At 61.9% G+C, this 26,855-nt stretch carries 27 protein-coding genes; 13 read left to right on the forward strand and 14 right to left on the reverse strand.

Going from position 1 to position 26,855, the window contains the following annotated elements:
* Positions 1–47: 47 nt before the first annotated feature.
* The 6 genes from WI754_RS05390 to mepA all read right to left on the reverse strand — a co-directional run bounded on the left by WI754_RS05390 (position 48) and on the right by mepA (position 6,080).
* Positions 48–683, reverse strand: a complete 636-nt coding sequence (locus tag WI754_RS05390) for a 2,3-bisphosphoglycerate-dependent phosphoglycerate mutase (RefSeq protein WP_349436638.1) — start codon at positions 681–683, stop codon at positions 48–50.
* Positions 684–711: 28 nt separating this feature from the next.
* Positions 712–1,530 carry a 4-hydroxy-tetrahydrodipicolinate reductase gene (gene dapB, locus WI754_RS05395; protein WP_349436639.1) on the reverse strand — a complete coding sequence of 273 codons (819 nt, stop codon included), beginning with the start codon at positions 1,528–1,530 and terminating at the stop codon, positions 712–714.
* Positions 1,527–3,392: an ABC transporter ATP-binding protein gene (locus WI754_RS05400; protein ID WP_349436640.1), complete on the reverse strand. Its 1,866-nt coding sequence runs from the start codon at positions 3,390–3,392 to the stop codon at positions 1,527–1,529. Before WI754_RS05400 ends, dapB begins: the two co-directional genes overlap by 4 nt.
* A gap of 62 nt (positions 3,393–3,454) precedes the next feature.
* A complete protein-coding gene (locus WI754_RS05405) occupies positions 3,455–4,480 on the reverse strand; it encodes a glucokinase (RefSeq protein ID WP_349436642.1) in 1,026 nt (341 codons plus the stop codon).
* Positions 4,481–4,522: 42 nt separating this feature from the next.
* Positions 4,523–4,903 (reverse strand): methylglyoxal synthase, encoded by a 381-nt coding sequence (locus WI754_RS05410; protein ID WP_349436644.1) that lies wholly within the window; start codon positions 4,901–4,903, stop codon positions 4,523–4,525.
* 112 nt (positions 4,904–5,015) lie between these two features.
* A complete protein-coding gene (gene mepA, locus WI754_RS05415) occupies positions 5,016–6,080 on the reverse strand; it encodes a penicillin-insensitive murein endopeptidase (protein ID WP_349436646.1) in 1,065 nt (354 codons plus the stop codon).
* A gap of 213 nt (positions 6,081–6,293) precedes the next feature.
* Here mepA and WI754_RS05420 point away from each other — a divergent pair, with 213 nt between their 5' ends.
* The 5 genes from WI754_RS05420 (at position 6,294) to WI754_RS05440 (ending at position 13,181) form a co-directional block, all read left to right on the forward strand.
* A complete protein-coding gene (locus WI754_RS05420) occupies positions 6,294–8,159 on the forward strand; it encodes an extracellular solute-binding protein (protein ID WP_349436648.1) in 1,866 nt (621 codons plus the stop codon).
* 180 nt (positions 8,160–8,339) lie between these two features.
* The gene (locus WI754_RS05425; protein WP_349436650.1) at positions 8,340–9,431 is read left to right on the forward strand and encodes a microcin C ABC transporter permease YejB; all 1,092 of its coding nucleotides are present in this window, start codon (positions 8,340–8,342) and stop codon (positions 9,429–9,431) included.
* A complete protein-coding gene (locus WI754_RS05430) occupies positions 9,431–10,573 on the forward strand; it encodes an ABC transporter permease (RefSeq protein WP_349436652.1) in 1,143 nt (380 codons plus the stop codon). The genes WI754_RS05425 and WI754_RS05430 overlap by 1 nt, the downstream gene beginning before the upstream one ends.
* Positions 10,574–10,581: 8 nt before the next feature.
* A complete protein-coding gene (locus WI754_RS05435) occupies positions 10,582–12,210 on the forward strand; it encodes an ABC transporter ATP-binding protein (RefSeq protein ID WP_349436654.1) in 1,629 nt (542 codons plus the stop codon).
* Positions 12,211–12,221: 11 nt separating this feature from the next.
* Positions 12,222–13,181 (forward strand): glyoxylate/hydroxypyruvate reductase A, encoded by a 960-nt coding sequence (locus WI754_RS05440; protein ID WP_349436656.1) that lies wholly within the window; start codon positions 12,222–12,224, stop codon positions 13,179–13,181.
* Here the strand turns inward: WI754_RS05440 and WI754_RS05445 are convergent.
* From WI754_RS05445 to xseA, 4 genes are all read right to left on the reverse strand, one after another.
* Positions 13,175–14,035 (reverse strand): NlpC/P60 family protein, encoded by an 861-nt coding sequence (locus WI754_RS05445; RefSeq protein ID WP_349436658.1) that lies wholly within the window; start codon positions 14,033–14,035, stop codon positions 13,175–13,177. The genes WI754_RS05440 and WI754_RS05445 overlap by 7 nt on opposite strands.
* Positions 14,036–14,041: 6 nt before the next feature.
* The gene (locus tag WI754_RS05450; RefSeq protein WP_349436659.1) at positions 14,042–14,392 is read right to left on the reverse strand and encodes a MarR family transcriptional regulator; all 351 of its coding nucleotides are present in this window, start codon (positions 14,390–14,392) and stop codon (positions 14,042–14,044) included.
* 89 nt (positions 14,393–14,481) lie between these two features.
* Positions 14,482–15,072, reverse strand: coding sequence for an NAD(P)H-dependent oxidoreductase (locus WI754_RS05455; protein ID WP_349436661.1), 591 nt, complete (start codon positions 15,070–15,072; stop codon positions 14,482–14,484).
* Between the two features lie 13 nt (positions 15,073–15,085).
* Positions 15,086–16,678, reverse strand: a complete 1,593-nt coding sequence (gene xseA / locus WI754_RS05460; protein WP_349436662.1) for an exodeoxyribonuclease VII large subunit — start codon at positions 16,676–16,678, stop codon at positions 15,086–15,088.
* Positions 16,679–16,820: 142 nt separating this feature from the next.
* Here xseA and WI754_RS05465 point away from each other — a divergent pair, with 142 nt between their 5' ends.
* The 4 genes from WI754_RS05465 (at position 16,821) to WI754_RS05480 (ending at position 18,444) form a co-directional block, all read left to right on the forward strand.
* Complete coding sequence (locus WI754_RS05465; protein WP_349436664.1) at positions 16,821–17,084, forward strand: hypothetical protein; 264 nt, start codon at positions 16,821–16,823, stop codon at positions 17,082–17,084.
* Positions 17,084–17,746 (forward strand): hypothetical protein, encoded by a 663-nt coding sequence (locus tag WI754_RS05470; protein WP_349436666.1) that lies wholly within the window; start codon positions 17,084–17,086, stop codon positions 17,744–17,746. Before WI754_RS05465 ends, WI754_RS05470 begins: the two co-directional genes overlap by 1 nt.
* A gap of 7 nt (positions 17,747–17,753) precedes the next feature.
* Positions 17,754–18,053, forward strand: a complete 300-nt coding sequence (locus tag WI754_RS05475; protein WP_349436668.1) for a hypothetical protein — start codon at positions 17,754–17,756, stop codon at positions 18,051–18,053.
* 169 nt (positions 18,054–18,222) lie between these two features.
* Positions 18,223–18,444 carry a hypothetical protein gene (locus tag WI754_RS05480; protein ID WP_349436670.1) on the forward strand — a complete coding sequence of 74 codons (222 nt, stop codon included), beginning with the start codon at positions 18,223–18,225 and terminating at the stop codon, positions 18,442–18,444.
* Positions 18,445–18,508: 64 nt separating this feature from the next.
* Here the strand turns inward: WI754_RS05480 and WI754_RS05485 are convergent, their stop codons facing one another.
* Positions 18,509–19,495, reverse strand: coding sequence for a Gfo/Idh/MocA family oxidoreductase (locus WI754_RS05485; protein WP_349436672.1), 987 nt, complete (start codon positions 19,493–19,495; stop codon positions 18,509–18,511).
* 176 nt (positions 19,496–19,671) lie between these two features.
* Here WI754_RS05485 and WI754_RS05490 point away from each other — a divergent pair, with 176 nt between their 5' ends.
* Positions 19,672–20,622: an aldo/keto reductase gene (locus WI754_RS05490; RefSeq protein WP_349436674.1), complete on the forward strand. Its 951-nt coding sequence runs from the start codon at positions 19,672–19,674 to the stop codon at positions 20,620–20,622.
* A 21-nt stretch (positions 20,623–20,643) separates the two neighbouring features.
* Complete coding sequence (locus WI754_RS05495; protein WP_349436676.1) at positions 20,644–21,087, forward strand: GNAT family N-acetyltransferase; 444 nt, start codon at positions 20,644–20,646, stop codon at positions 21,085–21,087.
* On the opposite strand, the gene WI754_RS05500 is transcribed toward WI754_RS05495, so the two are convergent.
* Together WI754_RS05500 and WI754_RS05505 are read right to left on the reverse strand one after the other, a co-directional pair.
* Positions 21,084–21,701 carry a hypothetical protein gene (locus WI754_RS05500; RefSeq protein WP_349436677.1) on the reverse strand — a complete coding sequence of 206 codons (618 nt, stop codon included), beginning with the start codon at positions 21,699–21,701 and terminating at the stop codon, positions 21,084–21,086. The two genes, WI754_RS05495 and WI754_RS05500, sit on opposite strands and share 4 nt — an antisense overlap.
* Positions 21,702–21,763: 62 nt before the next feature.
* The gene (locus tag WI754_RS05505; RefSeq protein ID WP_349436679.1) at positions 21,764–22,654 is read right to left on the reverse strand and encodes a LysR family transcriptional regulator; all 891 of its coding nucleotides are present in this window, start codon (positions 22,652–22,654) and stop codon (positions 21,764–21,766) included.
* Between the two features lie 135 nt (positions 22,655–22,789).
* Between WI754_RS05505 and WI754_RS05510 the strand changes: the two genes are divergently transcribed.
* Together WI754_RS05510 and WI754_RS05515 are read left to right on the forward strand one after the other, a co-directional pair.
* Positions 22,790–23,785 carry an aldo/keto reductase gene (locus WI754_RS05510; RefSeq protein WP_349436681.1) on the forward strand — a complete coding sequence of 332 codons (996 nt, stop codon included), beginning with the start codon at positions 22,790–22,792 and terminating at the stop codon, positions 23,783–23,785.
* 147 nt (positions 23,786–23,932) lie between these two features.
* Positions 23,933–24,292, forward strand: a complete 360-nt coding sequence (locus WI754_RS05515) for a nuclear transport factor 2 family protein (RefSeq protein WP_349436683.1) — start codon at positions 23,933–23,935, stop codon at positions 24,290–24,292.
* A 130-nt stretch (positions 24,293–24,422) separates the two neighbouring features.
* On the opposite strand, the gene pheT is transcribed toward WI754_RS05515, so the two are convergent.
* Positions 24,423–26,849: a phenylalanine--tRNA ligase subunit beta gene (gene pheT / locus WI754_RS05520; RefSeq protein WP_349436685.1), complete on the reverse strand. Its 2,427-nt coding sequence runs from the start codon at positions 26,847–26,849 to the stop codon at positions 24,423–24,425.
* Positions 26,850–26,855: the final 6 nt, after the last annotated feature.

Raw genomic sequence — 26,855 nt, forward strand, 5'->3', positions numbered from 1 at the left:
AGGGCCGCAGCAAATGCGGCCCTTTCGTCATCTGTTGCCCTCGGTGCTCAATGCGCCCCGGACATATCGCCGAGAACTTCCTTCGACGCGACGGTAGAGTCAGCGTTCAGCCTGTAGACCATCGGTACGCCGGTCGCGAGGTTAAGCGCGAGAATCTGCTCCTTGGTCAGGCGATCGAGCACCATCACCAGCGAGCGCAGCGAATTGCCGTGCGCCGCAACGAGGACCTTCTCGCCCCTGAGGACGCGCGGCAGGATGTCGGTGAGGTAATAGGGCCAGACGCGGGCGCCGGTGTCGCGCAGGCTTTCGCCGCCCGGCGGCGGGACGTCATAGGAACGGCGCCAGATATGCACCTGCTCTTCGCCCCATTTGGCGCGCGCGTCGTCCTTGTTGAGACCCGAGAGATCGCCGTAGTCGCGTTCGTTGAGCGCCTGATCGCAAATCGTCTCGAGATCGGGCTGGCCGACATTGTCGAGGATGATCTCGCAGGTCCGCTGGGCGCGGGACAGCACCGAGGTGAAGGCAATGTCGAACTTGATGCCGTATTCGGCAAGCGCCTTGCCGCCGGCATTGGCTTCCTCGACGCCGAGCGCCGTCAGGTCCGGGTCCTTCCAGCCGGTGAACAGGTTTTTCAGGTTCCAGTCGCTCTGGCCGTGACGCACAAGGACGAGGGTGCCGCTCATGATGATGTTTTCTCCGGGATTTTAAGGTTCAGGACAGCCCGAGCACGTCGAGCATGGAATAGAGGCCGGGTTTCTGGTCGCGCGCCCAAAGAGCCGCCGTCACCGCGCCGCGCGCAAAAATGGACCGGTCGGTGGCACTGTGGGAGAGCGTCACCTGTTCGCCTTCGCCGGCGAGAATGACCGAATGTTCGCCGATCACCGAGCCGCCGCGCAGCGTCGCAAAGCCGATCGTGCCGGCTAAGCGCGCGCCCGTGTGACCGTCACGCACGCGCACGGATTGGTTGGCGAGATCTATACCGCGGCCTTTTGCGGCAGCTTCACCGAGCAAGAGGGCGGTGCCGGACGGCGCGTCAACCTTGTGCTTGTGATGCATTTCGAGGATTTCGATGTCCCAGTCCGCTGGCCCGAGCGCGCGCGTTGCCTGTTCGGTGAGAACACCGAGAAGATTGACGCCGAGGCTCATATTGCCGGATTTGACGATCCGCGCGTGCCGCGCTGCCGCCTTGATCTTCTCGTCGTCACCGCTCGAGCAGCCAGTTGTGCCGATGACATGGACGATGCGCGCCTGCGCGGCGAGACCGGCAAACTCGACGGAGGCCACCGGCGAGGTAAAGTCGAGCACGCCTTCAGCCTCGACAAAGGCTTCGAGCGGCTTGTCGCTGATCGCGACGCCGATCGGGCCCAATCCCGCAATCTCGCCGGCATCGCGGCCGATGAAATTCGAACCCGGCCGTTCGACGGCGGCAAAGAGCTGGGCTCCCGGCATCGCATTGATCGTGCGGATCAGCGTCTGGCCCATTCGGCCGGCGGCCCCCACCACCACGAGTTTCATGTCCGTCCCGCTCATGCCTGCCTCATTTCCTGTCCATCATCAACGTCGGCTTCCGCCGCTGGCTGGGCGTTGCCCTGCAGATTGTGCAATCGAGCGTAAAGACCGTCTGCGCGCTTCGCAAGCGCCTCGTGGGTGCCTTCCTCGACCACCAGCCCGTCCTTCATGACGATGATCTTGTCCGCGTTGACGACGGTCGAAAGCCGGTGGGCGATGACAACCACGGTACGGCCGCTCATGGCGTGATCGAGCGCCTTCTGCACGGCCGCTTCCGATTCGGTGTCCAGCGCAGAGGTCGCTTCGTCGAGCAGAAGGATCGGTGCCTGGCGTACCAGCGCACGGGCGATCGACAGCCGCTGGCGCTGGCCGCCGGAGAGGGTCACGCCGTTTTCTCCGACGGGCGTATCGTAGCCTTGCGGCTGCGCGCGAATGAAGTCATGGGCATAGGCGAGCTTTGCCGCTTCCTCGACCTCCGCGTCCGTCGCCTCCGGGCGGCCGTAGCGGATATTGTCGCGGATCGACCCTTCGAAGAGGTAAGGCTGCTGCGAAACATAGGCGAGGCCGTTGCGCAGCGATTGTTTGGTGACGTGGGCGATGTCCTGCCCGTCGATCAGAATCTCGCCGCCGGAGGGGTCGTAGAATCGGGGAATGAGGCTGATCACCGTCGATTTGCCGGCGCCGGAAGGTCCGACCAGCGCGGTTGTCTTGCCGCCTTCCGCAACAAAGCTGACGCCCTTCAGGATGTCGTCGCCCTGGTTATATCCGAAACGGACGTGCCTGAACTCGATCGTCGCTTGCTGCAGCGCGAGATTGCCGGCACCGGGAAGGTCGCGCTGGTGTGGCACGGTATCGAGGATTTCGTATATCATCCGGGCATTGACGACGGCGCGCTCGAGCGAGACCTGGAGCCTCGCAAGGCGGCGGGCCGGGTCATAGGCCATCAAGAGCGCGGTGACGAAGGCGAAGAAAGCCCCCGGCTGGATGCCGTTGTAGATCGATCGGAAGGCCGCATAGGCAAGTACGCTGGAAATCGCGAACCCGGCAAAGGTTTCCGTCATCGGGGCGGTCCGTTCGCTTAAGCGGGCGATGCGGTTGGCGCGGTTTTCGGCTCGGTCGATGATCGTCTCGACCTTGGTCTTCAGTTGCTTCTCCATCGTGAAGGCCTTGACGATGGTGATGCCCTGAATGGTTTCCTGCATGGCCCCGAGCACGTGGCTGTTGATCTCGACCGATTCGCGGGTCGCCTGCTTCAGCCGCCGCGAGACGTAGCGAAGGCCGATCAATAATGGCGGTGCAATGACAAAGACGATCAGTGTCAGCAGCCAGTCCTTGCTGATCATCACCCCGATCAGCGCCACGAGTGTCAGGAAATCGCGGGCAAGCGAGGTCACCGTCATGTTGAGCACATCGCGGATGCCGGAGACGTTCTGGCTGATCTGCGCCGAGATGCGGGCGGAGCGGGTCTCGCTGAAATAGCCGACGCTCAGAGCCATGAGGTGCGAATAGAGCCTGCGCTGGTAGCTGGCGACGATGCTGTTGCCGATCTTGGAGAGTGCTACGGCCTGGCCGTAAGTCGCAAACCCGCGCACCACGAAGGCAACGAAGATCGCGCCGCAGATGTAGAGAACGATATCGGCCCGCTTGTTGGCGAAGGCCTCGTTGACCACCGATTCCATGATCCAGGCGGTGAAGGCGGTCGTGCCGGCGACCAGCGCAAGGCAGGCGATGGCGAAGATATAGCCGCGCATATGCGCGCGTCCGTTCTCGGTAATAACCCGCTTCAGGACACTGGTGATGGTCTCGCGGTCTACGGGTGGCAGCTTTGTCTTGGCTTGTTTCAAGCTGGTTTCCTTAAAGCCCGACGCGCTTGCAGGCGCCATATTTCAGCGGGCTCTATAGTCCCTTGATCCCTCTTTGGCGAGTCTTGAGCCTGACTTGCCTCTCAAGTTCTCCAGCGCCGTCCCTCAGTTGCCACACCAAACCGCGACGGCGTCCGCGAATAGGCGGCAAGACCGGACAGGGCAGCCGTCGGGTGGGTGACGACGAAAGTCGGGATGGTCCGCAGAAGCTCCGAGTGCGGCGCCTTGTCTTCGAAGGCGGCTCGGAACTCCGGTTTTCTCAAGGCAGGCAGGATTTTCTGGGAAATGCCGCCGGCCAGGAAAACACCGCCGCGCGCCATGAAAATCATCGCCATGTCACCGGCGACACGGCCGAGATAGGTGGAAAACAGCGAGATGGTTTCCACAGCCGCCTCATCGCGTTCGGAGAGCGCGCTGGCCGTCACGGCAGCCGGGTCGGGCAGTTCCGGATACCAGGCTTTCGATTCGCAGACCGCGCGGTAGATGTTCATGATGCCGCGGCCGCAGAGCAGTTGCTCTGCCGAAATGCGGCCCTCGATCGGTTCGAGAAAGGGCCAGATCTGATAGTCGCGCTCCGTGCGCGGTCCCACATCGATATGGCCGCCTTCGCCGGGAACCGGAATCCAGCTGTGCTGCGCATGAACGAGGCCGGCCACCCCAAGACCGGTGCCTGGGCCGAGCACGGCGCAGGAGGCGTCTTCGAGAATGCTGCCGGGACCGATCTGCTCGCGGCCTTCCTCGCCGATCGAGGCAATCGCAAGCGCCTGGGCCTCAAAATCGTTGATGATGATCACGTCCTCGAGCGAAAGCGCCGTCAGCATGTCTTTCGGCTTGATCACCCAGCCGGCATTGGTGAGCGGGATTTCGTCGCCCTTGACCGGGCCGGCAACGGCGATGATCGCCGAGCGCGGCTGCACCGAGGTCTTGTCGAGGATGCTGGTCTGCAGCGCTTCCTCGATGCTGGCATAGCTCGTCGTCGGGATGATCGGGAACATCTTCGGCTCGGCGAAGGCGTCGACAAGCAGCGCAAAGCGTGCATTGGTCCCGCCGATATCGCCGATCAGGATCGGAAAGGTGAGGCTGCTTTCGGTGTCTGTGAGCGTGGGCATGGGACGTTCCGTTGTGATCGTGCGGGCTCGAAAAGAGCTGTATCAGGGATGATGGAAGTCGATCAACTGTTCTGCTGTTGCCCGGTTCAGCGCCATCGGGATGTCGTAGACCGTTGCGAGCCGCATCAGCGCCTTGACGTCGACATCATGCGGCATGGCGGTGAGCGGATCGGTGAAGAAGATCAGCATCTGCACGTCGCCGGTGGCGATCATCGCGCCGATCTGCTGGTCGCCGCCGAGCGGGCCGCTCTTCATACGAATGACATTGAGGCTCGGACAGGCCTCCTGCACCCGGCCGCCGGTCGTGCCGGTGGCAACGATCTTCCAGCTCGCAAGCACGGTTTCGTTCGCCTTGGCAAAGGCTGCGATGTCGTCTTTCTTCTGGTCATGCGCAATCAGCGCCACGCATTTTTGACTGATCATCCCCGATCCCCAGCGTCAACCGACCATGACGGTCTCGATTTAAATCGATTTGAACTCCTGTACAGCACAGTCCCGCGGTTGAAAAGCGCTTAAAGGGCGTGCCCGCGATGACCTATTGCAGGGAGGGGCGGGACAGGGGGATTGGAATCGTGCCATCCGGCAGATCGCTGGCCCCGGCATTGATCACCTGCTGGATCACTGCATCGCCAGGCTGCGGCCGCGGCGCGACATAGGCGGTGCCGAAGGTCGCCGACTGTTCGGAAGCTGCCGGAGCGGCCAGCACCGCGGCGCAGGCCTTCGGCAGGTCGGAAAGCGTCGCAAACCTTGGGTTTACCGGCTTTTCGCCCGGCTTCTTTTCCGGCTTGGCCCAGGGTTCCTTGGTGAACCACCAGGCCAGCGACTTGTCGCAACCGTCGCCGATTGCCACAGGTGCCTGCGCCTTGCAGCCGGAAGTGCCGGGCGGGCAGTGCATGCGAATGTGAAAGTGTGCGTCATGGCCATAGATCGGGCGGACCTTGCCAAGCAGGGAGCGATCGCCGGTCCAGGTGTCGCACAGCTTCTTCTTGATCGCAGGATTGACGAAAACCCGCTCCACTTGCGGATAACTTGCAGCCTGCATGACGACCTTCGCATGGGTCGGCGTCCAGCGCTTGGAATTGACGGTCAGGAATTTGCTCTCGTCGAGCATCGACGTGAATGGCAAGTCCTCCCGCGTTTGAATGGAGAGGCGCTGCTCGGGCATCGGCGTGAACCAGATATCCGCGTCGAGCCCGATCTGGTGGGACGAGTGCCCGGAGAGCATCGGCCCGCCCCGCGGCTGGGAAATGTCGCCGATCAGGATGCCGGAACCCCAGCCGAGCCGGACGGCATCCTTCGAGAATTGTTCAAGAAGCTCGATCATCGCCGGATTGCCCCAGCGGCGGTTTCGCGACAGCCGCATCGCCTGCCATGTCGGCCCGTCGGTCGGGATGGCGACGGCTCCGGCCATGCAGCCCTTGGCATAAAATCCGATCGGGCTGGGCGCGGAATTGCTCGGCAGCTGGACCTTGCCGAAAAGCTGCTTGGCGGGTGTGTCATCGGCGGAGGCCGCATCGCCGGTGACAAGGCTGAGTCCCGCCAGCGCCGCCAGCGCGATCGATCCCAGATGCCGAATGAGTCCTGCCTTTATCACTGCCATTCCCCGCTGATTCCCCGATCGTCATAGTGCCGCATGTCGAAGCGCCGCTCCAGCCGCGATTGTTCTCGCTTGGCGTGACACTGTGTCTTTGCGTCAGCCTTGCGGAGGTTGCGATGCTGACCCAAAAAAAATGCCTGATTTGAGGCGGCTTCTGTCAATTGCCCGGATTTTGCCTATTCTGTCCCTCAAACAAAGAAAAAAGGGAAAATCTGGATGCGGCGATTTGGCATTAATTTCAGAAGCGTAGTGAACTTGGCGGCGGTGGCCTTCCTGTCCCTGACTGCGTCGGCAGCTGCTCAGGAGCCGGAATGGCATGGCGGCACGGCGACTGTGGGTGAACTGAAATACAAGGACGGCTTTGCCCGCTTCGACTATGTCAATCCTGATGCGCCGAAGGGTGGCAATGTGAACTTGACGGCTTCCGGCACGTTCGACACGCTGAATTCATTGCTTGCCAAGGGCGAAATCGCCGCGGGAATGACATCGCCGCCTGCAGGCAATCTCGTCTACGACAGGCTGATGACGCCCTCCATGGACGAGATCGCCTCGGATTATGGTCTTCTGGCCGAGGCCATCGCCTATCCAGACGACTTCAGTTTTGTGAAGTTCCGGTTGCGGGCGGAGGCCAAGTGGGCGGATGGTCAGCCGGTGACGCCGGAAGATGTCGTCTTCAGCTTCGAGAAAACCAAGGAACTCGATCCCCAGAAGGAATTTTACTACAAGCACGTGACCAAGGCGGAAAAGACCGGCGACCGCGAAATCACGTTCTCCTTCGACGAGAAGAACAATCGAGAACTGCCGAAAATCGTCGGCGAACTGATGATCGTTCCGAAGCACTGGTGGGAAGGCAAGGACGCCAAGGGCGTTCAGCGCGACATCTCGAAAACCACGCTCGAAATCCCGATGGGCTCGGGACCTTACAAGATCGCGGCAATGACGCCGGGCGCAACCATCCGCTACGAACTTCGCGACGACTATTGGGGCAAGAATCTCAACGTGAATATCGGCCAGAACAATTTCGGTTCCTACACCTATTCATACTATGGCGACCTCGATGTCGCCTTCGAGGCGTTCCGTTCGGGCAACGCCGACTACTGGTGGGAAAATTCCGCCAAGCGCTGGGCGACGGCTTATGCTTTCCCGGCCGTGAAGGATGGCCGTATCAAGCGGGAAGTCCTCGACAACGACTACCGCAGCAGCGGCGTCCTTGTCGGCTTCATCCCAAATCAACGCCGTGAGAAATTCCAGGATCAGCGGGTGCGCGAGGCGCTCAACTACGCCTTTGATTTCGAAGAGCTGAAGCGCACGATCTTCTACAACCAGTACGATCGCATCAACAGCTACTTCTTCGGTTCCGAACTTGCCTCCAGCGGATTGCCGCAGGGACGTGAGCTGGAAATCCTCAATGAACTGAAGGACCAGGTTCCGCCGGAAGTCTTCACCAAGGAGTACAAGAATCCTGTCGGCGGCGATCCCAAGAAACTGCGCGACAACCTGCGACAGGCGATCGCCCTGTTCAAGGAAGCCGGCTACGAACTGAAGGGTAACCGGATGGTGAATTCAAAGACCGGCGAACCTTTCAGTTTCGAAATCCTGCTCGATGGACCGACGATCGAGATCGTGGCGCTGCCTTTTGCACAAAATCTCAAGAAGATCGGTGTTCAAGTCAGCGTTCGTACGGTGGATGCGTCGCAATATACCAACCGCTGGCGTTCGCGCGATTTCGACATGATCTATCTCGGCTGGGCCCAGTCCGTGAACCCCGGCAACGAACAGGCGGAATATTGGGGATCGGAATCTGCCAAGCGCGAAGGCTCGCAGAACTATGCGGGCATCAGCGATCCGGGAATCGATGCGCTCATTCGCCGGATCATCTTCGCCAAGGATCGCGATGAACTCATTGCCACGACAAAGGTGCTCGATCGTGTCCTGCTCGCCCATCATTATGTCATCCCCAGCTACACCGGACGCTATTCCCGGATCGCCTATTCCGCAAACCTCGTGCGGCCCGCCGAGCTGCCAAAATACGCCGTCGGTTTCCCCGCGATCTGGTGGTCGAAGTCAGCCGGCGCTCAATGAAAGCCTTGCGCACGGCTCATCGTGTACTCCAAATGCACATATGCGAATCAGGTTGGGCGCCGAAGCCGGTCGCGGCAGCGGCGCCTTGAAGGAGACCAGCGGATTGATGGATGACAGAAGGGTTGCCGATAGCGGATCGAATCTTGCTGCCGGAGCAAACGGCAAGCGGGAGGTTCGCTGATGGGTGCCTACATTCTGCGGCGGCTTCTGCTGATGATCCCGACGATCGTCGGGATCATGGCCATCTCCTTCGCCGTCGTTCAGTTCGCCCCCGGTGGGCCGGTGGAACAGGTCATCTCCGACCTGACCGGCCAGAACCAGGGCGGCGATCGGCTGTCCGGCGGTGGCGGGGATCTCGGCGTTCAATCGCCGGGTGACGAGTCCTCTGGAAAATATCGCGGCGCGCAGGGGCTCGATCCGGAATTCATTGCGAAACTGGAAAAACAGTTCGGTTTCGACAAGCCGCCGCTCGAGCGCTTCGGCCTGATGATGTGGAACTATATCCGTTTCGATTTCGGCGAGAGCTTCTTCCGCAACACCTCGGTGATCGACCTGATCCTCGACAAGATGCCGGTCTCCATCTCGCTCGGCCTCTGGATTCTTCTGGTTTCCTACGCGATCTCCATTCCGCTTGGCATCAAGAAGGCCATCTCGGACGGCTCGACCTTCGATGTCTGGACGTCCGGCATCATCATCATCGGCTATGCGGTGCCGGGCTTCCTGTTCGGTATCCTGCTGATCGTGCTCTTTGCCGGCGGCTCGTTCTTCGACTGGTTCCCGCTGCGCGGCATCGTGTCGGATAATTTCGCCCAGTTGAACTGGTGGCAGAAGATCCTCGATTATTTCTGGCACATGACCCTGCCTTTGATCACGCTGCTGATGTCGGCCTTTGCAACGACAACGCTGCTGACGAAGAATTCCTTTATCGACGAGATCAAGAAGCAGTATGTCATCACGGCGCGCGCCAAGGGCCTGAATGAGCGACAGGTTCTCTATGGACATGTTTTCCGCAACGCCATGCTGATCGTCATCGCCGGCTTTCCGGGCGCCTTCATCACGGCCTTCTTTACGGGATCGCTGTTGACGGAATACATTTTCTCGCTCGATGGCCTCGGCCGGCTGGGTTACGAATCCGTCGTCAAGCGCGACTACCCAATCGTCTTTGCCACGCTCTATATCTTCTCGCTGATGGGCCTGCTCGTCGGCCTCTTGTCCGACCTGATCTATACCTGGGTTGATCCGCGCATCGATTTTGAGCGGAGGGATGTCTGATGGCGGATGTCATCTCCACCAATCCGGCCCTCGTCACCGGCGCGCCCGGGCGGCTGTCGCCCATCAACCAGCGCCGCTGGGATAATTTCAGGGCCAACCGGCGCGGCTACTGGTCGTTCTGGATATTCATGGTGCTGTTCGGCCTCAGCCTTTGCGCCGAATTCATCGCCAACGACAAGCCGGTTCTCGCCTCCTACAAGGGAGAAATCCTGGTGCCGGTGATGGTCAACTATCCGGAAGAGAAGTTCGGCGGCTTTCTAGCCGAAACGGATTACCGCTCCGACTATATCCGCGACGAGATCAACGCCAATGGCTGGATGATCTGGCCACCGATCCGCTATTCCTACCAGACCGCCAATTCCAACATCCCGCATTCGGCTCCAACGGCGCCCTTCTGGCTGATGGACAAGGCGGAACGCTGCTCCGGCTATCCGCAGGGTGAGAACGACCCGGGCTGCACACTCGGCAATCTCAACTGGATTGGCACCGACGATCAGGCCCGCGATGTTGCTGCCCGGATGATCTACGGATTCCGTATTTCCGTTCTCTTCGGTCTCGCTTTGACCATCGCCTCCGCCATCGTCGGTGTTACCGCCGGTGCCGTGCAGGGCTATTTCGGCGGCTGGACGGACCTGCTCTTGCAGCGCTTCATCGAGATCTGGTCGTCGATGCCGGTGCTTTATATTCTCCTGATCATCGCCGCGATCCTGCCACCCGGCTTCTTTGTGCTGCTCGGCATCATGCTCTTGTTTTCCTGGGTCGGTTTCGTCGGCATTGTCCGGGCCGAGTTTCTGCGGGCCCGCAATTTCGAATATGTCCGGGCTGCCCGGGCGCTCGGCGTCAACAACCGGACGATCATGTTCCGCCACTTGCTGCCCAATGCCATGGTGGCGACCTTGACCTTCCTGCCGTTCATCCTTTCCGGCTCGATCACCACGCTCACCTCGCTCGATTTCCTCGGCTTCGGCATGCCGCCGGGCTCCGCCTCGCTCGGCGAACTGATCTCGCAGGGCAAGTCCAATCTGCAGGCCCCCTGGCTCGGCCTGACCGCTTTCGTGGTCATGTCCGTCATGCTGTCGCTGTTGATCTTCATCGGAGAAGCGGCCCGCGACGCCTTCGACCCGAGGAAGACGTTCAGATGAGCATCGCCATGACAGATAAACTCCTTTCCGTGCGCGATCTCGCCGTTGCTTTCCATCAGGGCGGCAAGACGTCGGTGGCCGTGGACCGCATATCCTTCGACATCAAGCGCGGCGAGGTCGTCGCGCTGGTCGGCGAATCCGGCTCAGGCAAGTCGGTCTCCGCCAATTCGATCCTCAAACTGCTGCCCTATCCGGCGGCGAGCCATCCGAGCGGCGAGATCCTCTTCAACGGCCAGGATCTGATGAAGGCGTCCGATGCGGAACTGCGCCAGGTGCGCGGCAACGATATCACGATGATCTTCCAGGAGCCGATGACGTCGCTCAACCCGCTGCACTCGATCGAGCGGCAGATCGCCGAAATCCTCGACCTGCACCAGGGCATCACCGGCGCGGCCGCCCGAACCCGCGTTTTGGAACTGCTCAATCAGGTCGGCATCCGCGAGCCGGAAAAACGTCTCGCTGCCTATCCGCATGAGCTCTCCGGCGGCCAGCGCCAGCGCGTGATGATTGCCATGGCGCTCGCCAACCGGCCGGAGCTCCTGATCGCCGACGAACCGACAACGGCACTCGACGTGACCGTCCAGGCGCAGATCCTCGAGCTTCTGAAAAAGCTCAAGGACGAGCATGGCATGTCGCTGCTGTTCATCACGCATGACCTCGGCATCGTCCGCAAGATCGCCGACCGGGTCTGCGTCATGACCAAGGGCAAGATCGTCGAAACGGGTCCGACGGCGGAGATCTTCGCCAATCCGCAGCACGCCTATACCCGCCATCTTCTCGCCTCGGAGCCAAAGGGCGTACCGCCGGTCTCCGACACCTCGAAGCCGGTGGTGATCGAAGCACAGGACATGAAGGTCTGGTTCCCGATCAAGGCCGGCTTCCTGCGCCGGATCGTCGACCATGTGAAGGCTGTCGACGGCATCGATCTGACGCTGCGGGCCGGCCAGACGCTCGGTGTCGTCGGGGAATCCGGCTCCGGCAAGACGACGCTCGGGCTTGCCTTGACGCGGCTGATCTCCTCGAAGGGCCGCATCAGCTTCGTCGGCAACGAGATAGCCGGCTATTCGTTCAAGCAGATGCGGCCCTTGCGCCGCCGCATGCAGATCGTGTTCCAGGACCCCTATGGCTCGCTCAGCCCGCGCATGGCCATCAGCGACATTGTCGGCGAGGGCCTGAAGGTGCACGAGCCTTCCCTCTCGGAGAAGGAGCGCGATGCGCGTGTGGCGGCAGCGCTGGAGGAGGTCGGTCTCGATGCCGCGACCCGGTGGCGCTACCCGCACGAGTTCTCCGGCGGCCAGCGACAGCGCGTCGCCATTGCCCGCGCCATGGTGCTCAAGCCGCAATTTGTCATGCTCGATGAACCGACCTCGGCGCTCGACATGAGCGTCCAGGCGCAGGTGGTCGATCTCTTGCGCGACCTGCAGGCGAAGCATTCGCTCGCCTATCTCTTCATCAGCCACGACCTGAAGGTCGTCCGAGCGCTCGCCAACGACATGATCGTCATGCGGCTCGGCAAGGTGGTGGAGCAGGGACCGTCGGAACGCATTTTCACCGCGCCGCAGGAAGACTACACCAAGGCGCTGATGGCCGCCGCCTTCAACATGGAAGCGGTCAACGTGCCCGCTATCAATCAATAGAGTTCCGTTTCATGCCTTCGAAAAGCCCCGTCATCGTCGATCTGAAGTTCATTCCGCAGGAAGTGGAAAGCGGCCTGAAAGGCGCCTTTGCCGGCCGCGAAGTCATCAATCTTGCGGACCCCGCTCACAAGGGTCATGATCTCTCCGGCATCGATTATGCCGTCGTCTGGAAATCCGATCCGGATCTCTTTTCACGCGCGCCGGATCTGAAGGTGGTCTTTTCCGGCGGCGCCGGCGTCGATCATGTGTTGACACTTCCCGGCCTGCCGGACGTGCCGCTGGTTCGTTTCGTCGATCGCAGCCTGACGACGCGCATGAGCGAGTGGGTGGTGATGAACTGTCTTCTGCACCTGCGCCAGCACCACGCCTATGAGGCGCGTGCCAAGGCCCACGTCTGGGAAGATCTGAGCCAGCCCGAAGCCGCCGATGTCACTGTCGGCGTCATGGGCCTCGGCGTGTTGGGCCAGGATGCCATCCGCAAGCTCGGCGTCATGGGCTTCAAGACCATCGGCTGGTCGCGGTCAAAAAAGGAGATCGATGGCGCCGAGACCTTCGCCGGCGATGAATTGGACGCATTTCTCGCTCAAACCGATCTCCTTGTCGGCCTGCTGCCTTTGACGGACGAAACCCGCGGCATTTTCAACGCACAGCTCTTCTCGAAGCTCAGCCGAAGCGGCGCCTACGGCGCGCCGGTGTTCATCAATGGCGGGCGCGGCGGCAGCCAGGTCGAGGCCGACATTCTGGCGGCGCTAAGATCAGGCGTGCTCGGCGGCGCCTCGCTCGACGTGTTCGAACAGGAACCACTGGGCAAGGACAGCCCCTTCTGGGACATGGACAACGTCTACGTCACCCCGCACGTCGCTGCCTCGTCAGACGTCAAGGCGCTGTTTTCTCATGTCGAGCAGCAGATCAATCGTTTCGAAAGCGGTCTGCCGCTTCAGCATCTGGTGGACCGTCAAGCCGGCTATTGATCAGGGCGGCGATACCCCGTCGGCTGATCATAAAGCCAGCCGATACGGGCGATCGCATCCTCCAGTCCCTCGAGGGCAACGTTCATCGTATGGCCGTTGGCGTGCAGCAGCGTCTGCTCATCGAGCATGATGGCCACGTGACCCTTCCAGAAGACGAGATCGCCGCGGCGGAGTTCATCGCGGGTGATTTCGGTACCAAGGCTCTTAGCCTGCATGTCGGTATCGCGCGGCACGCCTTTTCCGGTCATCATCATCGAGAGCTGGATAAGACCGGAGCAATCGATGCCGAAGCCGGAGCGTCCGCCCCAGAGATAGGGCGTTTCAAGAAACCGTGCCGCCACGGAGACGTAGTCTCCAGAGTGTGGCTTTCCCACCTCCGCGCAGTGATTGGCGATGACGGCCTGCCCACCTTCCAGCAGGAAATAGCGCGTGCCGCGCGTTTCCCGCTCGCCGACGACCGTGATCCGGTTGCCCATCGATAGCGCCTGGACCGTGGGAAATTTGAGGTCTGGGCCGGCATAGATAAAGGTGCGGGGGGCCGTGACGATATGCGTCAGGCTGCGGACCACAGGCGAAACGGCATGGTCCGGAATATAGCCGACATAACCGTCGAAATCGGCCTTCACCCATGCCCAGTTACCCGCGGTGTCGAAGACATGGACCGTTTCTCCGAGCAAAAGTTCCGTGTCGGTGCCGCTTTCGAGTTCCGGGCGGGCTCGCATCTGCACCACTGGGGCAGAGATGACACCCGGTGAGCCGCTCACATAGTTTGCGGCCTCGACGATGCCGCGCAACCGCTCCTCGGCAAGGTCGGGGCGATAGGCGTTCAGTCGGCGGTCGGGAAGGTCAGACATGTGCCCTCAGATAGACAGTTTGCGTCCCTGATCAATGATCAGATCGCCAAGTTTTTCAAGATAGAGCGCACCCTCGACCGTGCGTTTGATGATCACATTGCGCTTGTCGCGCTCGTCGCGCGCGCGGGCGACGAGGCCGAGATCACCCATCGTATCGAGGGCGCGGGTGATCACAGGCTTCGTTACGCCGAGAATACCGGCCAGCCCGCGCACGGTATGCGGCGGCGGCACGAGGTAGATATGCAGGAGAATGGAAATCTGCCGCAGCGTCAGGTCGCGATTGTCTATCCGCACCTGCTCGAGCGAGACGGCGTGCCAGAGGTTCAGCGCCTGGGAAGCTGAGAGTTCGATTGGCATTCGACGCCCTTGGTTTGAAGTGGCCAAATTTACAGGCGGGATCGTTACGGAAGCGTTTCTTTTTGCGCGGGGCAAACGCTTGGCCGTTGTCAAATCCGCGCGATCGCCTTTTCGATCTTGGCCAGATGCGCCGCGCGCTGCTTCGCCGTCACGCGATCCATGTCGTGCAACGAGATCATCCGGAACTGTACATCCTTGGCGCAGAAGGCGGCGATGCCGCGCTTCAACAGGCGGCGGACCGGGTCGCCCATATAGAGCTTGACGACCCACCAGGGCGAACCGGTCGTCGTCAGCGCCCAGAACGACTTGATATTGGTCAGGCGTGGAATGATGCGGCCGCCGGCTTGTTCATGATCGAAGGCGATGCCTGGGGCAAAGACGCGGTCGAAGAAACCTTTCAGGATCGCCGGGAAATTGAACCACCATTGCGGAAAGACCAGGATCAACCCGTCCGCCGCCTTGAGCCGCGCGACGATATCGTCGACGGCCGAGGTATTGTAGGGGACGTCGAAATAGCCCCGCCGTTCCGCTTCGCTGAGGCGTGGGTCGAAATCCTCCGTGTAGAGGTCGAGCAGATCGACGCTGTGGCCGTTCTTCTCCAGCGCTGTCTTCGCAGTCGCAGCGATACTCCCGGCAAAACTGCCGGCCAAGGGATGGGAGAGGACGACGAGGAAGCGCATGAGGTTTTCGTCCTTAGAACAGGCTGCCCTGCTTCGGCGGCTCGGCCCGTGGCGGCCTTTCCGCGCGCTTCTTCAGTGGCTGGGGCGGCGTCGGAGCGCCGCCTTCGGTGGTCATGGCGTTGATAGACCCGTCGGCGAATTCGATCGCGATCGCCTGGTTCAGCGAGAGGGCTGAGGCCGCCTTGACCGGGGCTCCCGTCTCGTCGCGCACCAGCGCATAGCCACGCTTCAACACGTTGCGATAGGACAGCGACTGCAGGATGCGGTCCTGCGCCACGATTGTGCTGCGTCGCCGCCGCAGATCGGCCAGGAGCGCGTTGTCGGCTCTGCCTGCAAGGCCTGTCAGGCGATCCTGCGAACGGTGAATCTGGCTAAGCAGCCGGCCGGGGAAGGTTCTGAGCGACGCATCAGCCGACGAAACCCTGGCAGCAGAACGATGGATAAGGCGTTCGACGACGCGTTCCGCGCGGATCATATGCTCCGATAGTTTCTGCCGCCGCTCGTAGATCCGGTTCGACAGAACATCCGGGCGCAAATGTGCGGCCGTACGCTCGAAGGCACGCCGCTTGTTGGCAGTGTTCATCTGCAAGCCGCGCCCCAGCCCTGCCGATGCCTCGTCGAAGCGGCGGCGCGGCAAGGCGAGTAGCTGGTCGAGCGAGGGCAGCGCCCGTGTCAGCGCACGAACGTTGTGCCGCCGATTGTCCATCTGCCGTGTCACCGCCGCCTTCAGACGCGCAGAGAGGCCCGAGACACTCGCCTCCAGATCGGCCTTCACCGGCACGGCCATTTCCGCAGCTCCCGTCGGTGTCGGCGCCCGCTGGTCGCTCGCATAGTCGATCAGCGTCCAGTCGGTTTCGTGGCCAACCGCAGAGATCAGTGGGATCTGTGAATTGGCTGCGGCACGCACCACGGCCTCGTCGTTGAAGCTCCAGAGGTCTTCGAGGCTGCCGCCGCCGCGGGCGACGATCAGCAGGTCCGGCCGGGCGATCGGGCCGCCCGCAGTGAAGGCGTTGAAGCCCTCGATTGCTGCCGCCACTTCACTGCCCGAGCCTTCGCCCTGGACCCGCACGGGCCAGACGATGACATGAACGGGGAAACGATCCGAAATCCGGTGCAGGATATCGCGGATAACCGCGCCAGTCGGTGACGTCACGACGCCGATGATACGCGGCATATAGGGCAGGGGCCGTTTTCGCGTCTGATCGAAAAGCCCCTCGGCGCCGAGCTTGCGCTTGCGCTCCTCGATCAACGCCATCAGCGCCCCGGCGCCGGCCGGCTCCAGCGTCTCGATGACGATCTGGTATTTCGACGAACCGGGGAAGGTCGTCACCTTGCCGGTGGCGATCACCTCCATGCCTTCTTCGGGCCGGAATTTCAGCCGGCTCATCGTCCCTTTCCAGATGACCGCATCGATCCGCGCCTTGTCGTCTTTCAGGGAAAAATAGGCGTGCCCCGAGGAATGCGGGCCGCGATAACCGGAAATCTCGCCGCGCACCCGCACCTGGTCGAAGGCCTGCTCGACCGTGCGCTTGATAGAACCGGACAGCTCTGAAACCGAATATTCGGTGAGATTGGTGGGCGAATCGGAATCGAAGAAAGAGCTCATAGGCCCATTTTGCCGCGCCCGCCCGCGAATGACCAGCCGTTGGTGGCGCCCTCAACAGGCCTTTCAATTTCCCCGTTCGTCCCCGGTGCTCAAAACCACGCGCATCATGGCCGCAACGTCAATCACCACTAAGGACCAGCCGATGTCAGGCCGTTTTTCCAGCAATATCCCCTCCCTCACAAGTCCTGCCACCCATGGTTTTGCGGTGACACTCAGCGATACGCTTGATCTGTCCGAGATGACGCGAGCGATCTATGTCGGCTCCGGTGGCACGCTTGCGCTGCGCCTGCTTTCAGGCCAGACCGTCACCCTCGCCGGCGTTGCGCCCGGCAGCATCCTGCCGGTGCGCGCCGATCGTGTGCTGGCAACAGGCACCACCGCCGGCAGCATCGTTGGGCTCGTCTGATGGTGTCGCTCGGTCTCAATACAGGCCTCGGCCTGGCCGGCGCAGGCAGCGCATGGTTTGTCGGCGCGACTCTTACCGCGGCCGATGCGAATGATGGCGTTGCCAAGCTACCCGCCTTCGTTGCCGATTTCCGCATGGATCGCCATGCCGTGACGCATGTGATTGCGGCAAACATTGCTGCCGCGGCGGTGGACGCGCTTGTCTCTCCGCACTCCGTTCCGTTTTCGGATCTGTTCGTGTTCACACGCGGATCGGCCGCGGAATACATCGATGCCGCAGGGGTGGCCCAGCAGGCGGCTGCGGACGTCCCGCGCTTCGACTACCGCTACGGCCATCGGCAGCTCCTGATCGAAGGCCCGGCCGCCAATCTTTTCCTGAATGCGTTCTCACCCGCGACGCAGACGATCGCAGTCACCTATGCTGCGCAATATACCGTTTCCTGTCGAGGCTCTGGCTCGCTGGTGCTCTCAGGCGCAGTAACTGCCACGGTGACGCAACCCCGCGCCGGTCACCTTCACGGCGACATCGGCCAGCCTGACGCTGACGGTCAGCGGCGCCCTGAGCCGGGCGCAGCTGGAAACGGGGGCTGCGGCCACCTTTCTTTTGAAGGGGCAGGGTCTCTATGGTTCTCTCGGGCGTCTCATCGGTGTCGGCACCGGTGACGAGATCATGCGCTTCAACACGGCTCAGACCAACGTAATTGCCGGCAACGCACTGTCAATTGCGAGCGTGACCGTGCCGCTCCCCGCCTTCGGTGTCTGCCTCGGTTGGAGCGCCACCGGCCGGTCAGGCAGCTATAGCGGCGGGACAATTGCAACCGATGCGACCGTGCCGGCAACAGCGGGTCAGGTCTTCCTCGGGCGGAACCAGGCGGGGCTATGTGCCGCCGGCCGTTATGACAGCCTGACGATCTGGCCCTTCCGGGCGTCCAATGCGGCGATCCAGGCAAAGGCCGGGGCCTATTCCTGACGGACGAGCATCGGCCATAGATTTCACGCAAATGTCAAATATGCCGGTCGCTGAGGGAACTCTTTGGCGACCGCTTCGTTATGAGCAATCGGAGGGTTAAGCCAATTTTAGCGAGCCTTGGGCAGATTGTTGCGCTATACTCATCATCGGGAGGGGTCGGATGATAATCTTGACCACATTTGCAATCGGACTTTTGACGGCGGGTCTGCGGTCTGTGCCTTGCTACGCTCTGGCCGGTGGTCTGATCATCGCAGCCTTCGCACTTGCCGCGCTCTTTTCGGCCGGTGCCGTATCCCTGTTTGCGCTCGTTCTGGCGTTGCTCGCTTATAATGCCGGGATCGCCGCACCGGTCTTCGCCGCGTTCATTCTTGCGCGCCGCCGTCAGGCATAATTATCGAGCGTCATTGAAAGACCCGCCGCGTTTTCCAACAGCGGGTCTTCGATTCCATCCTGTTTCAGACCGGCTCCCAGCCATCCTTCTGGCTGGCGCGGTAGATCGCATCGATGAGCTTCTGGTTGTTCACCGAGCTTTCCAGCGTCACCACCTCTTCCGTCCCGCCCCTTGCCGCGCGCGAAAAAGCTTCGGCTTCGAGCTTGTACTGCCGCGCATCTTGGAAGCGGAAAAGTTGTGATTGCGAGTGGTTCTGGTTGGTCAGTTCCAATTCTTCGGCACCGTAGCGGTCGGCATTGAACGGCGACTTCACTTCAATGAAGCCCTTGTCGCCGTGGAAGACCATTACCTGGCGGGCGGCAAGCTGGGTGGAGATGTAGAAGCTCAATTCAAAGTCGCCGAAATCGGCGCGCACGCTCGAGTATATGTCGGTGCCAAATTCCGGATCGCGGTCGGTATTGGCCTGCACCCGGATCGGCTCCTTGCCGGTGACGAAACGGGTCGTGATCGCTGGATAGACGCCGATGTCAGGCAGTCCGCCGCCGCCGAGTTCCGGCTTGTTGCGCATATTGGCGGCATCGCGATTGTAGTAGGTGAAGGCGCCCTGAACGTGGCGCAGCTTGCCGACAGCACCGTCCTGCAGCAGCGAGCGGACTTTACGCCAGACGGGACTGTAGGTGACCATATAGGCTTCGGAAATCAGCACCTTGTTGCGGTCACGCGCCTCGATCACGGCGCCGATCTCGGACGCCTTGAGCGCGATCGGTTTCTCGCAAAGCACGTGTTTGCCGGCATCGGCGGCCTTGATCGACCACTCGACATGCTGCGAGGTGGGCAGCGGAATGTAGACGGCGTCGATGAGGTCGGAAGCCAGCATTTCCTCGTAGGAGCCGAAGGCGTGCGGCACCGAGAAACGGTCGGCCATGTCGCGCGCTTTGGAGAGATCGCGGCTGGCAATGGCCGTGACGACGCAGTTTTCCGCGTCCTGGATGGCAGGAACAACGAGTTCGCGGCCGATCTTGGCCGTCGACAGAATACCGAAGCGCAACATTGACATATCCTCTCTGTTTCGGCGGCACAGTAACCGCGAGGTACCTGCCCATCAAGCCATTCGCGCGGGAATAAAATTGCCGCCGGGCATGTAAAAACGCTGTACCTCGCCTATCTCCATGGGGCAGACTTCGCGCCTCCCGAGCGATTTATCCCATAGCATTCTGGAGCGACCCCATGGAAAAGCGAACCCTCGGCCGCACCGGCCTGTCCATCGCGCCGCTGGTCTTCGGCGGCAATGTCTTCGGCTGGACCGCGGATGAAAAGACCTCGTTTCAATTGCTCGACGCCTTCTTCGACGCAGGCTTCAATGCTGTCGATACCGCAGACGCCTATTCCACCTGGGTTCCAGGCAATAGCGGCGGCGAATCCGAAACGATCATCGGCAAATGGCTGAAACAGTCGGGCCGTGCCCGGGACGAGGCCGTGATCGTCACCAAGGTCGGCTCCGAAATGGGGCCAGACAGGAAGGGGCTGTCGGCAAAATGGATCCTGCAGGCCGTCGAGGATTCCCTGCGCCGGCTGCAGACCGATCATATCGACGTCTACCTGTCGCACTGGCCGGATGCCGAAACGCCCTATGCGGAAACGCTGGGCGCCTATGATACACTTCTGCAGCAGGGCAAGGTTCGCCATGTCGGAGCGTCCAATCTGAGCGCCGAGCAGTTGCGGTCCGCACTCGATGTTTCGAAAGAGAAGAACCTGCCGCGCTACGCGGTGCTGCAGCCGGAATACAATCTCTATGACCGCGCTTCTTTCGACGGTCCGCTGCGAAATCTCTGCATGGCCGAAGAGATCGGCGTGATCACCTATTTCGGCCTTGCGAGAGGTTTTCTTTCGGGAAAATATCGCTCGCACAGGGACCTGGAGGGTTCGGCACGCGGCGGCGGCATCGGCAAATATCTCGATGGCCGCGGCATGCGCATCCTGGGCGCGCTGGATGAGGTGGCGGCAGATACCGGCAACACGCAGGCAGAGATTGCTCTTGCCTGGATCATGGCACGCAAGGGCGTCACGGCGCCGATTTCCAGCGCGACGAACCTGACCCAGCTTGAAAGTCTGATGAAGGCGGCCTTGATCCGCCTTTCCGACGAAGCCTGCCACCTCTTAACCGAGGCCAGCGAATAGAACATCCGGGAGGAAAAAGGCATGGCGGTTGAGATACGGGACGCGGCGCTGGGCGACGAAGCGGACTGGCGCAGACTTTGGGCGGGCTATGTCGCTTTTTACCGGGTGGTGGTATCCACGGACGTGACGACAACGACGTGGGGCCGGATCGTCGACCCTGGCTCGCCGCTGTTCATGCGCGTCGCGGTGCTGGACGGCCACGTCGTCGGCTTTGCCCTCTGCCTTTTGCATGAGGCGACCTGGGTGAAGGAGCCGGTCTGCTATCTGGAGGACCTTTTCCTCGACGAGGCGGCGCGCGGAAAGGGCATCGGCAAGGCGCTGCTGGATGATCTCGTCGAGAAGGCCAAGGCGAATGGCTGGGCCCGCCTTTACTGGCATACCGACGAGGGCAATGAAACCGCACGGCGGCTCTACGACAAATATACCGAGGCCGACGGCCATGTCCGGTACCGGATGAGTTTTTAGCCCTTCAGAGGTGGAAGACCCTGATAACACTCCGCATGGCTGCCGGAATGATTGGCCATGCCTTCCTTTGTCAGCAGACCAGCCGGCGCCGTATAGCTGCGGATGCGCCGTGCTGGTCGCTCATGCCACTGGATATTCACCGCCCAGAGTTTCGGGAAGAAACAGAGTGAGGCGTAGGGCAGGTTGTCATGGATCCACCAGGCAAGCGACTGCCAGCCGCCGAGTGTTGCGCGCCTGTCCCAGATCCAGGGAAGGACGATGCAGGCCGTCGCGCCCATGCAGCCGTCGGCGTCACGCATGTCCCATATGTGATCGGCGGCACTGGCCGCATTGGTCGAGCAGTTGAGCTTGTTGCGGTTGCCGAACGCGTTGACCGACCGCGAACGATAGCCGGAGCGGATGTGCAGGCGACCGAATGTACGCTGCAGCGGCTCCAGCAATTCCTCGCAAAGTTTCGTGCCGGCAGCGATCGCGAGTTCCGGATCATCGGGGACATTCGGCATGCCGTAGAAATCGGCGATCTCCGAATGCAGGAAGTCTCTGAGGAAGAAATTCTCCGACAGGCGGGTGCGGCCCAACTCCTCCAGCGCTTTCATCGATCCCGGCTTTTTCATGTGAGGCCTCCCGTTTCTCTGGAGACTATGTCGGAGGAAAGGCGCTTGCCACCCGGTTTCAATCAGCCGGAATAGCGGAAGAAATCGATGAAGGCGCGTAGCGCCGGGCGCATCTGTCGTCGGCTCACATAGTAGAGATAAGGGCCGGGATAGGGCGGGCACCAGTCCTCCAGCACCCTGACCAGCCGCCCCGCCGCGATATGCTCCACCACCCGCGTCTCGAAGGCATAGGTCAATCCCGCGCCGCCGATTGCGGCGGTGATGATCGGCCGGTCCTCGCCAAGGATCAGTGGCCCGTCGATCGGAATGGTCAGTTCCTGTCCGCCCTTCTCGAACTCCCAATTGTAGAGCGTGCCGTTGGAAAAGCGGCGGCGGATGCAGCGGTGATGGACGAGATCGCGCGGATGCTGCGGGATCGGAAAATGTTCGAAATAGGTGGGCGAGGCGACGATGGCGCCCCGCAATGACGGGCCGATCTTGACTGCGATCATGTCGGCCTCCAGGCTTTCCTCGAGCCTGATGCCGGCATCGAAGCCCTCGCGGACGATATCGGTAAACCCGTCCTCGTCGGCGATCTCCAGCGTGATATCCGGATAGAGACCGAGGAATTCGCCAAGCCGCGGCGCGATCAGGAGGTCGGCAGCAAAGCGCGGCGCGGTGATGCGCAGATTGCCGGAGGGCTGGCCTTTCGCCTCGACGACGGCCTCCAGCGCAACGCCGATTTGCTCCAATGCCGGACGCAGGCGCTCCAACAGCACCGTGCCTTCCTCCGTCGGCGCGACGCTCCGCGTGGTGCGGGCGAGCAGCCGAACGCCAAGGCTCTCCTCCAGCGTCGAGATGGCGTGGCTGACCGCCGACGGCGCGACGCCGAGTTCTTTCGCGGCCGCGCGAAAACTGCGATGCGCCGCGACGGTGGAAAGGACGGCGAGTTGGGCGAGGTGGTTCCTGTTCATTGATCGAAATAATAGAACAACTCGTTAGGATTTGCAGCCGTTATCAAACGATCGAAAGCGCATTATTTTCAGGATGCATCGCAGGTGTCTGTCAGCGCCCGCGTTCCCTATCCGGCTCACAAAGGAGCAACCGCTATGAAAATCCGCAAACTTGGACAGGATCTCACCGTCTCGGCCGTCGGCCTCGGCTGCATGGGCATGAGCTTTGCCTATGGCGCATCGGACGAACAGGAATCGATCCGCACCCTGCATCGCGCCGTCGATCTCGGCGTGACCTTCTTCGATACCGCCGAAGTCTATGGCCCTTATGAAAACGAGATCCTGCTGGGCAAGGCGCTGAAGGATGTTCGCGATCGCGTGACCATTGCCACCAAATTCGGCTTCCGGATCGCCGCTGGAAAGTCCCCCAGCGAGACCATCATCGGCGTCGATGGCGGCCCGGAAAATGCCAAGGCCGTCGCCGAGGCCTCGTTGAAGCGCCTCGGCACCGATGTCATCGACCTCTACTACCAGCATCGCGTCGATCCCTCGGTGCCGATCGAGGAGACGGTCGGTGCGATGGCAGAACTGGTGCGCGAAGGCAAGGTGCGCACGCTTGGCCTGTCGGAGGCAAGTGCTGCCACCATCCGCCGTGCGCATGCCGTTCACCCGATCGCCGCTGTCCAGAGCGAATATTCACTATGGACCCGCGATCCTGAGGACGAGGTGCTCGAGACCTGCCGCGAGCTCGGTATCGGCTTCGTGCCCTACAGCCCGCTCGGGCGCGGTATGCTGACGGGCGCCATTCGCAACGTGGACGATCTCGGAAAGGACGACTTCCGCCGCAACCTGCCGCGCTTCCAGGCGGAAAATCTCGATGCCAATGCGGCGCTTGTCGAAACGCTGAAGACGATAGCTGATGGCAAGGGCGTCACGGCTGCGCAGCTGGCGCTTGCCTGGGTGCTGCACCAGGGCGATTTCATCGTGCCCATCCCCGGCGCCCGCAAGCTCAACCATCTGGAACAGAATGTTGCCGCCGCGGAGATCACTCTGTCTGCCGCAGAACTGACGACACTCGGCGACGCCCTATCGCCGAACCGGGTGGCGGGCAAGCGCTATTCGGACGCCTCGCTGGCGCTGACGAACAGATGACACGGGCCATTTAGGCGTCGCCGTGCTTCGCTCTTTTGGGGCGAAGCACAACGCGCAGTGGAGGCGGGCGATATCTGAGCCAGCTCCGTCTTTGTTCCCCACCGCCATCGTGATAGGATCACGCGGCGCGCTAGGGAGGTGCTGTGAATGACCGACGAACAGGCAATTGGCACAGTCGTTCACCTCTATGTCGACGGCATGGCGTTTTGCAACGAGGCAGCCCTGCGCAAGGCCTTCCATCCGGATGCGAAGATCATCGGCAACTATGAGGGTGCGGTCGAATGGATGTCCCGCGACGATTTCATCGCCGCCATCCTCGCCGAACCGCCGGCCCCGCCCGGAACCCAGCCCCTGATGGATATCGAGATCACCGACATCGAGGGCGACGCCGCCTTCGTCAAGGTCACCGACGAATTTGCCGGTATGCGCTTCACCGACTACCTGTCCCTGTTGAAAATCGGCGGCCACTGGCTGATCGTCAACAAGCTGTACCATTTGCATCGGTAGGCTTCGTCTGCGCAGGGCACGCCGCCCTGTCCTTGCGGCCAAGGGGGGTGGGGTAACGAAAGAGGCGCTTCGTCACAAGGTTTGCAGGCAGTCAAAGGGGCGGAAAGCCGCCCCTTTTTTGTCCGTATTCTTAGGCCCGCAAAACGCCGCCCGTGCTCTTCGTCACATTGGCGATGATCTTGCCGGTCAGGGCTTCGAAATCCTCGTCGGTCAGCGTGCGTTCGGCAGGCTGGATCACGACTTCGATCGCCACCGACTTCTTGCCTTCGCCGAGCGATGCGCCTTCGAAGACGTCGAAGACGTTGACGCCGGTCACCAGCTTGCGGTCCGCACTCGACGCCGCCTTGAGGATGGCGCCGGCTTCGACTGATCTGTCGACCACGAAGGCAAAGTCGCGCCTGACGGCCTGGAAGGGCGAAAGCTCCAGCGCCGGCTTGGTGCGGGTGGCCTTCTTCTTCGGCTCGGGCATCGCGTCGACATAGACTTCGAAGCCTGAGAGCGCGCCGGAAACGTCGAGCGCTGCCAGCGTCTTCGGGTGGAATTCCCCGAAATGGCCAAGCACGATCTTCGGGCCGAGCTTGATCGTGCCGGAACGGCCCGGATGGTACCAGGAGGGACCGCCGGCTTCGAACTGGACATTGCCCATCGGCACGCCGCAGGCCTCGAGAACGGCAATCGCGTCAGCCTTGGCGTCGAAGACATCGACCGGCTTGCCGCCGCCCTTTGCCGCATTCGACCAGGAACGCCCCGCCCCGGCAAGCGACGCGGTGCCGCGGCGGATGCCGCCGGCAACGCGGCGCTGGCCGGCCGGGGTGTCGTTTTCATAGGTGCCGGAAACCTCGAAGATCGCCACGTCGCCAAAGCCCTTGTCGGCGTTGCGCTGCGCCGCGGTCAAAAGGCCCGGCAGCAGCGACGGCCGCATGTCGGACATGTCGGCGGCGATCGGATTAGCCAGCGAAAGGGCTGCAGCGCCGCCGCCAAAAAGCTCGGCCTGCGCTTTCGAGATGAACGACCAGGTGACCGCCTCCAGCATGCCGCGCGCGGCAAGCGCCCGCTTGGCGAGCCGCGTGCGGATCTGCAGCGTCGTCAGGATCTTGCCGTTCACGGTGCCGAGGCTTTCGATCGGCTCCGGCTTGATGTTGTCGACGCCATGGATGCGCATGACTTCTTCAACGAGGTCCGCCTTGCCATCGACATCCGGCCGCCAGGAGGGAACGGACACGGAGACGCGTTCACCGGAGCCCGTCACGCCGAAGCCGAGACCCCTGAGGATCGAAACGGCTTCGTCCGAGCTTACTTCCAGGCCCGTCAGGCGCTTGACCTCGGAAACCGGGAAATCGACGATCTTCGGCGTGTGGCCGGCATAGCCGACCACGTCTGTCTTCGCGGCGATGCCGCCGCACATGTCGAGGATCAGCTGTGTGGCGCGCTCGAGGCCGGGCACCATGTACTCCGGATCTGCCCCACGCTCGAAGCGGTAGCGGGCATCGCTGATGATGCCGAGCGTGCGGCCGGTCTTGGCGATGTTCATCGGGTCCCAGAGCGCCGACTCGATCAGCACGTCGGTCGTGGTCTCGTCGCAGCCGGAATGTTCGCCACCCATGATGCCGCCGATCGATTCGATGCCGTCTTCATCGGCAATGATGACGTTCGATGGTGAGAGCGTGTATTCGCGGGTGTCGAGCGCCAGAACCTTTTCGCCCTCCTTGGCGCGGCGAACGGTGAGGTTGCCCGTGACCTTGGCGGCGTCGAAGACGTGCAACGGCCGGCCCTGGTCGAAGGTCAGGTAGTTGGTGACGTCGACCAGCGCATTGATCGGCCGCAAGCCAATGGCCAGCAGCCGCTGCTGCATCCATTTCGGGCTGGGGCCGTTCCTGACGCCGCGCACCAGGCGAAGCGCAAAACCGGGGCACAGATGGGTGTCTTCACCGAGATCGAGCTTCACCTTGGTCGTCGTCTCGCCTTCCACCTTGAAGCTCGGCTGCGGTGCCGCCTTCAACTTGCCGAGACCGGAGGCCGCCAGATCGCGGGCGATGCCGTGGACGCTGGTGCAGTCCGGACGGTTCGGCGTCAGATTGATCTCGATCATCGGGTCGTCGAGCCCGGCATAGGCGGCGAAGCTCGTGCCGACCGGTGCATCGTCCGGGAGATCGATGATGCCGTCGTGGCTGTCGGAAATCTGCAGCTCCTTTTCCGAACACATCATGCCGTGGCTCTCGACGCCGCGGATATTGCCGACGGACAGCGTCACGTCGATTCCGGGCACGTAGTTGCCAGGCGCTGCAAAGGCGCCGACGAGACCGGCGCGCGCATTCGGCGCGCCGCAGACGACCTGAACGGGGGCGCCGGTGCCGGTATCGACCATCAGCACCTTCAGCTTGTCGGCCTGCGGATGCTTTTCCGCCGAGACGACCTTGGCGATGACAAAAGGCTTGAACGCGGCCTTGTCGTCGACATCCTCGACCTCCAGCCCGATCGCCGTCAGGCGCTCGCAGATCTGTTCAAGGGTCGCATCCGTTTCCAGATGGTCTTTCAGCCAGGAGAGTGTGAATTTCATTGTTCA

Source organism: Pararhizobium sp. A13, assembly GCF_040126305.1.
Lineage (GTDB): Bacteria > Pseudomonadota > Alphaproteobacteria > Rhizobiales > Rhizobiaceae > Pararhizobium.

Excerpts from the sequence above, each read along its gene's own strand:
- WI754_RS05390 (WP_349436638.1), bottom strand. The coding sequence starts at position 683 with ATGAGCGGCACCCTCGTCCTTGTGCGTCACGGCCAGAGCGACTGGAAC.
- dapB (WP_349436639.1), bottom strand. The coding sequence starts at position 1,530 with ATGAGCGGGACGGACATGAAACTCGTGGTGGTGGGGGCCGCCGGCCGA.
- WI754_RS05400 (WP_349436640.1), bottom strand. The coding sequence starts at position 3,392 with ATGGCGCCTGCAAGCGCGTCGGGCTTTAAGGAAACCAGCTTGAAACAA.
- WI754_RS05405 (WP_349436642.1), bottom strand. The coding sequence starts at position 4,480 with ATGCCCACGCTCACAGACACCGAAAGCAGCCTCACCTTTCCGATCCTG.
- WI754_RS05410 (WP_349436644.1), bottom strand. The coding sequence starts at position 4,903 with ATGATCAGTCAAAAATGCGTGGCGCTGATTGCGCATGACCAGAAGAAA.
- mepA (WP_349436646.1), bottom strand. The coding sequence starts at position 6,080 with ATGGCAGTGATAAAGGCAGGACTCATTCGGCATCTGGGATCGATCGCG.
- WI754_RS05420 (WP_349436648.1), top strand. The coding sequence starts at position 6,294 with ATGCGGCGATTTGGCATTAATTTCAGAAGCGTAGTGAACTTGGCGGCG.
- WI754_RS05425 (WP_349436650.1), top strand. The coding sequence starts at position 8,340 with ATGGGTGCCTACATTCTGCGGCGGCTTCTGCTGATGATCCCGACGATC.
- WI754_RS05430 (WP_349436652.1), top strand. The coding sequence starts at position 9,431 with ATGGCGGATGTCATCTCCACCAATCCGGCCCTCGTCACCGGCGCGCCC.
- WI754_RS05435 (WP_349436654.1), top strand. The coding sequence starts at position 10,582 with ATGACAGATAAACTCCTTTCCGTGCGCGATCTCGCCGTTGCTTTCCAT.
- WI754_RS05440 (WP_349436656.1), top strand. The coding sequence starts at position 12,222 with ATGCCTTCGAAAAGCCCCGTCATCGTCGATCTGAAGTTCATTCCGCAG.
- WI754_RS05445 (WP_349436658.1), bottom strand. The coding sequence starts at position 14,035 with ATGTCTGACCTTCCCGACCGCCGACTGAACGCCTATCGCCCCGACCTT.
- WI754_RS05450 (WP_349436659.1), bottom strand. The coding sequence starts at position 14,392 with ATGCCAATCGAACTCTCAGCTTCCCAGGCGCTGAACCTCTGGCACGCC.
- WI754_RS05455 (WP_349436661.1), bottom strand. The coding sequence starts at position 15,072 with ATGCGCTTCCTCGTCGTCCTCTCCCATCCCTTGGCCGGCAGTTTTGCC.
- xseA (WP_349436662.1), bottom strand. The coding sequence starts at position 16,678 with ATGAGCTCTTTCTTCGATTCCGATTCGCCCACCAATCTCACCGAATAT.
- WI754_RS05465 (WP_349436664.1), top strand. The coding sequence starts at position 16,821 with ATGTCAGGCCGTTTTTCCAGCAATATCCCCTCCCTCACAAGTCCTGCC.
- WI754_RS05470 (WP_349436666.1), top strand. The coding sequence starts at position 17,084 with ATGGTGTCGCTCGGTCTCAATACAGGCCTCGGCCTGGCCGGCGCAGGC.
- WI754_RS05475 (WP_349436668.1), top strand. The coding sequence starts at position 17,754 with ATGCGCTTCAACACGGCTCAGACCAACGTAATTGCCGGCAACGCACTG.
- WI754_RS05485 (WP_349436672.1), bottom strand. The coding sequence starts at position 19,495 with ATGTTGCGCTTCGGTATTCTGTCGACGGCCAAGATCGGCCGCGAACTC.
- WI754_RS05490 (WP_349436674.1), top strand. The coding sequence starts at position 19,672 with ATGGAAAAGCGAACCCTCGGCCGCACCGGCCTGTCCATCGCGCCGCTG.
- WI754_RS05495 (WP_349436676.1), top strand. The coding sequence starts at position 20,644 with ATGGCGGTTGAGATACGGGACGCGGCGCTGGGCGACGAAGCGGACTGG.
- WI754_RS05500 (WP_349436677.1), bottom strand. The coding sequence starts at position 21,701 with ATGAAAAAGCCGGGATCGATGAAAGCGCTGGAGGAGTTGGGCCGCACC.
- WI754_RS05505 (WP_349436679.1), bottom strand. The coding sequence starts at position 22,654 with ATGAACAGGAACCACCTCGCCCAACTCGCCGTCCTTTCCACCGTCGCG.
- WI754_RS05510 (WP_349436681.1), top strand. The coding sequence starts at position 22,790 with ATGAAAATCCGCAAACTTGGACAGGATCTCACCGTCTCGGCCGTCGGC.
- WI754_RS05515 (WP_349436683.1), top strand. The coding sequence starts at position 23,933 with ATGACCGACGAACAGGCAATTGGCACAGTCGTTCACCTCTATGTCGAC.
- pheT (WP_349436685.1), bottom strand. The coding sequence starts at position 26,849 with ATGAAATTCACACTCTCCTGGCTGAAAGACCATCTGGAAACGGATGCG.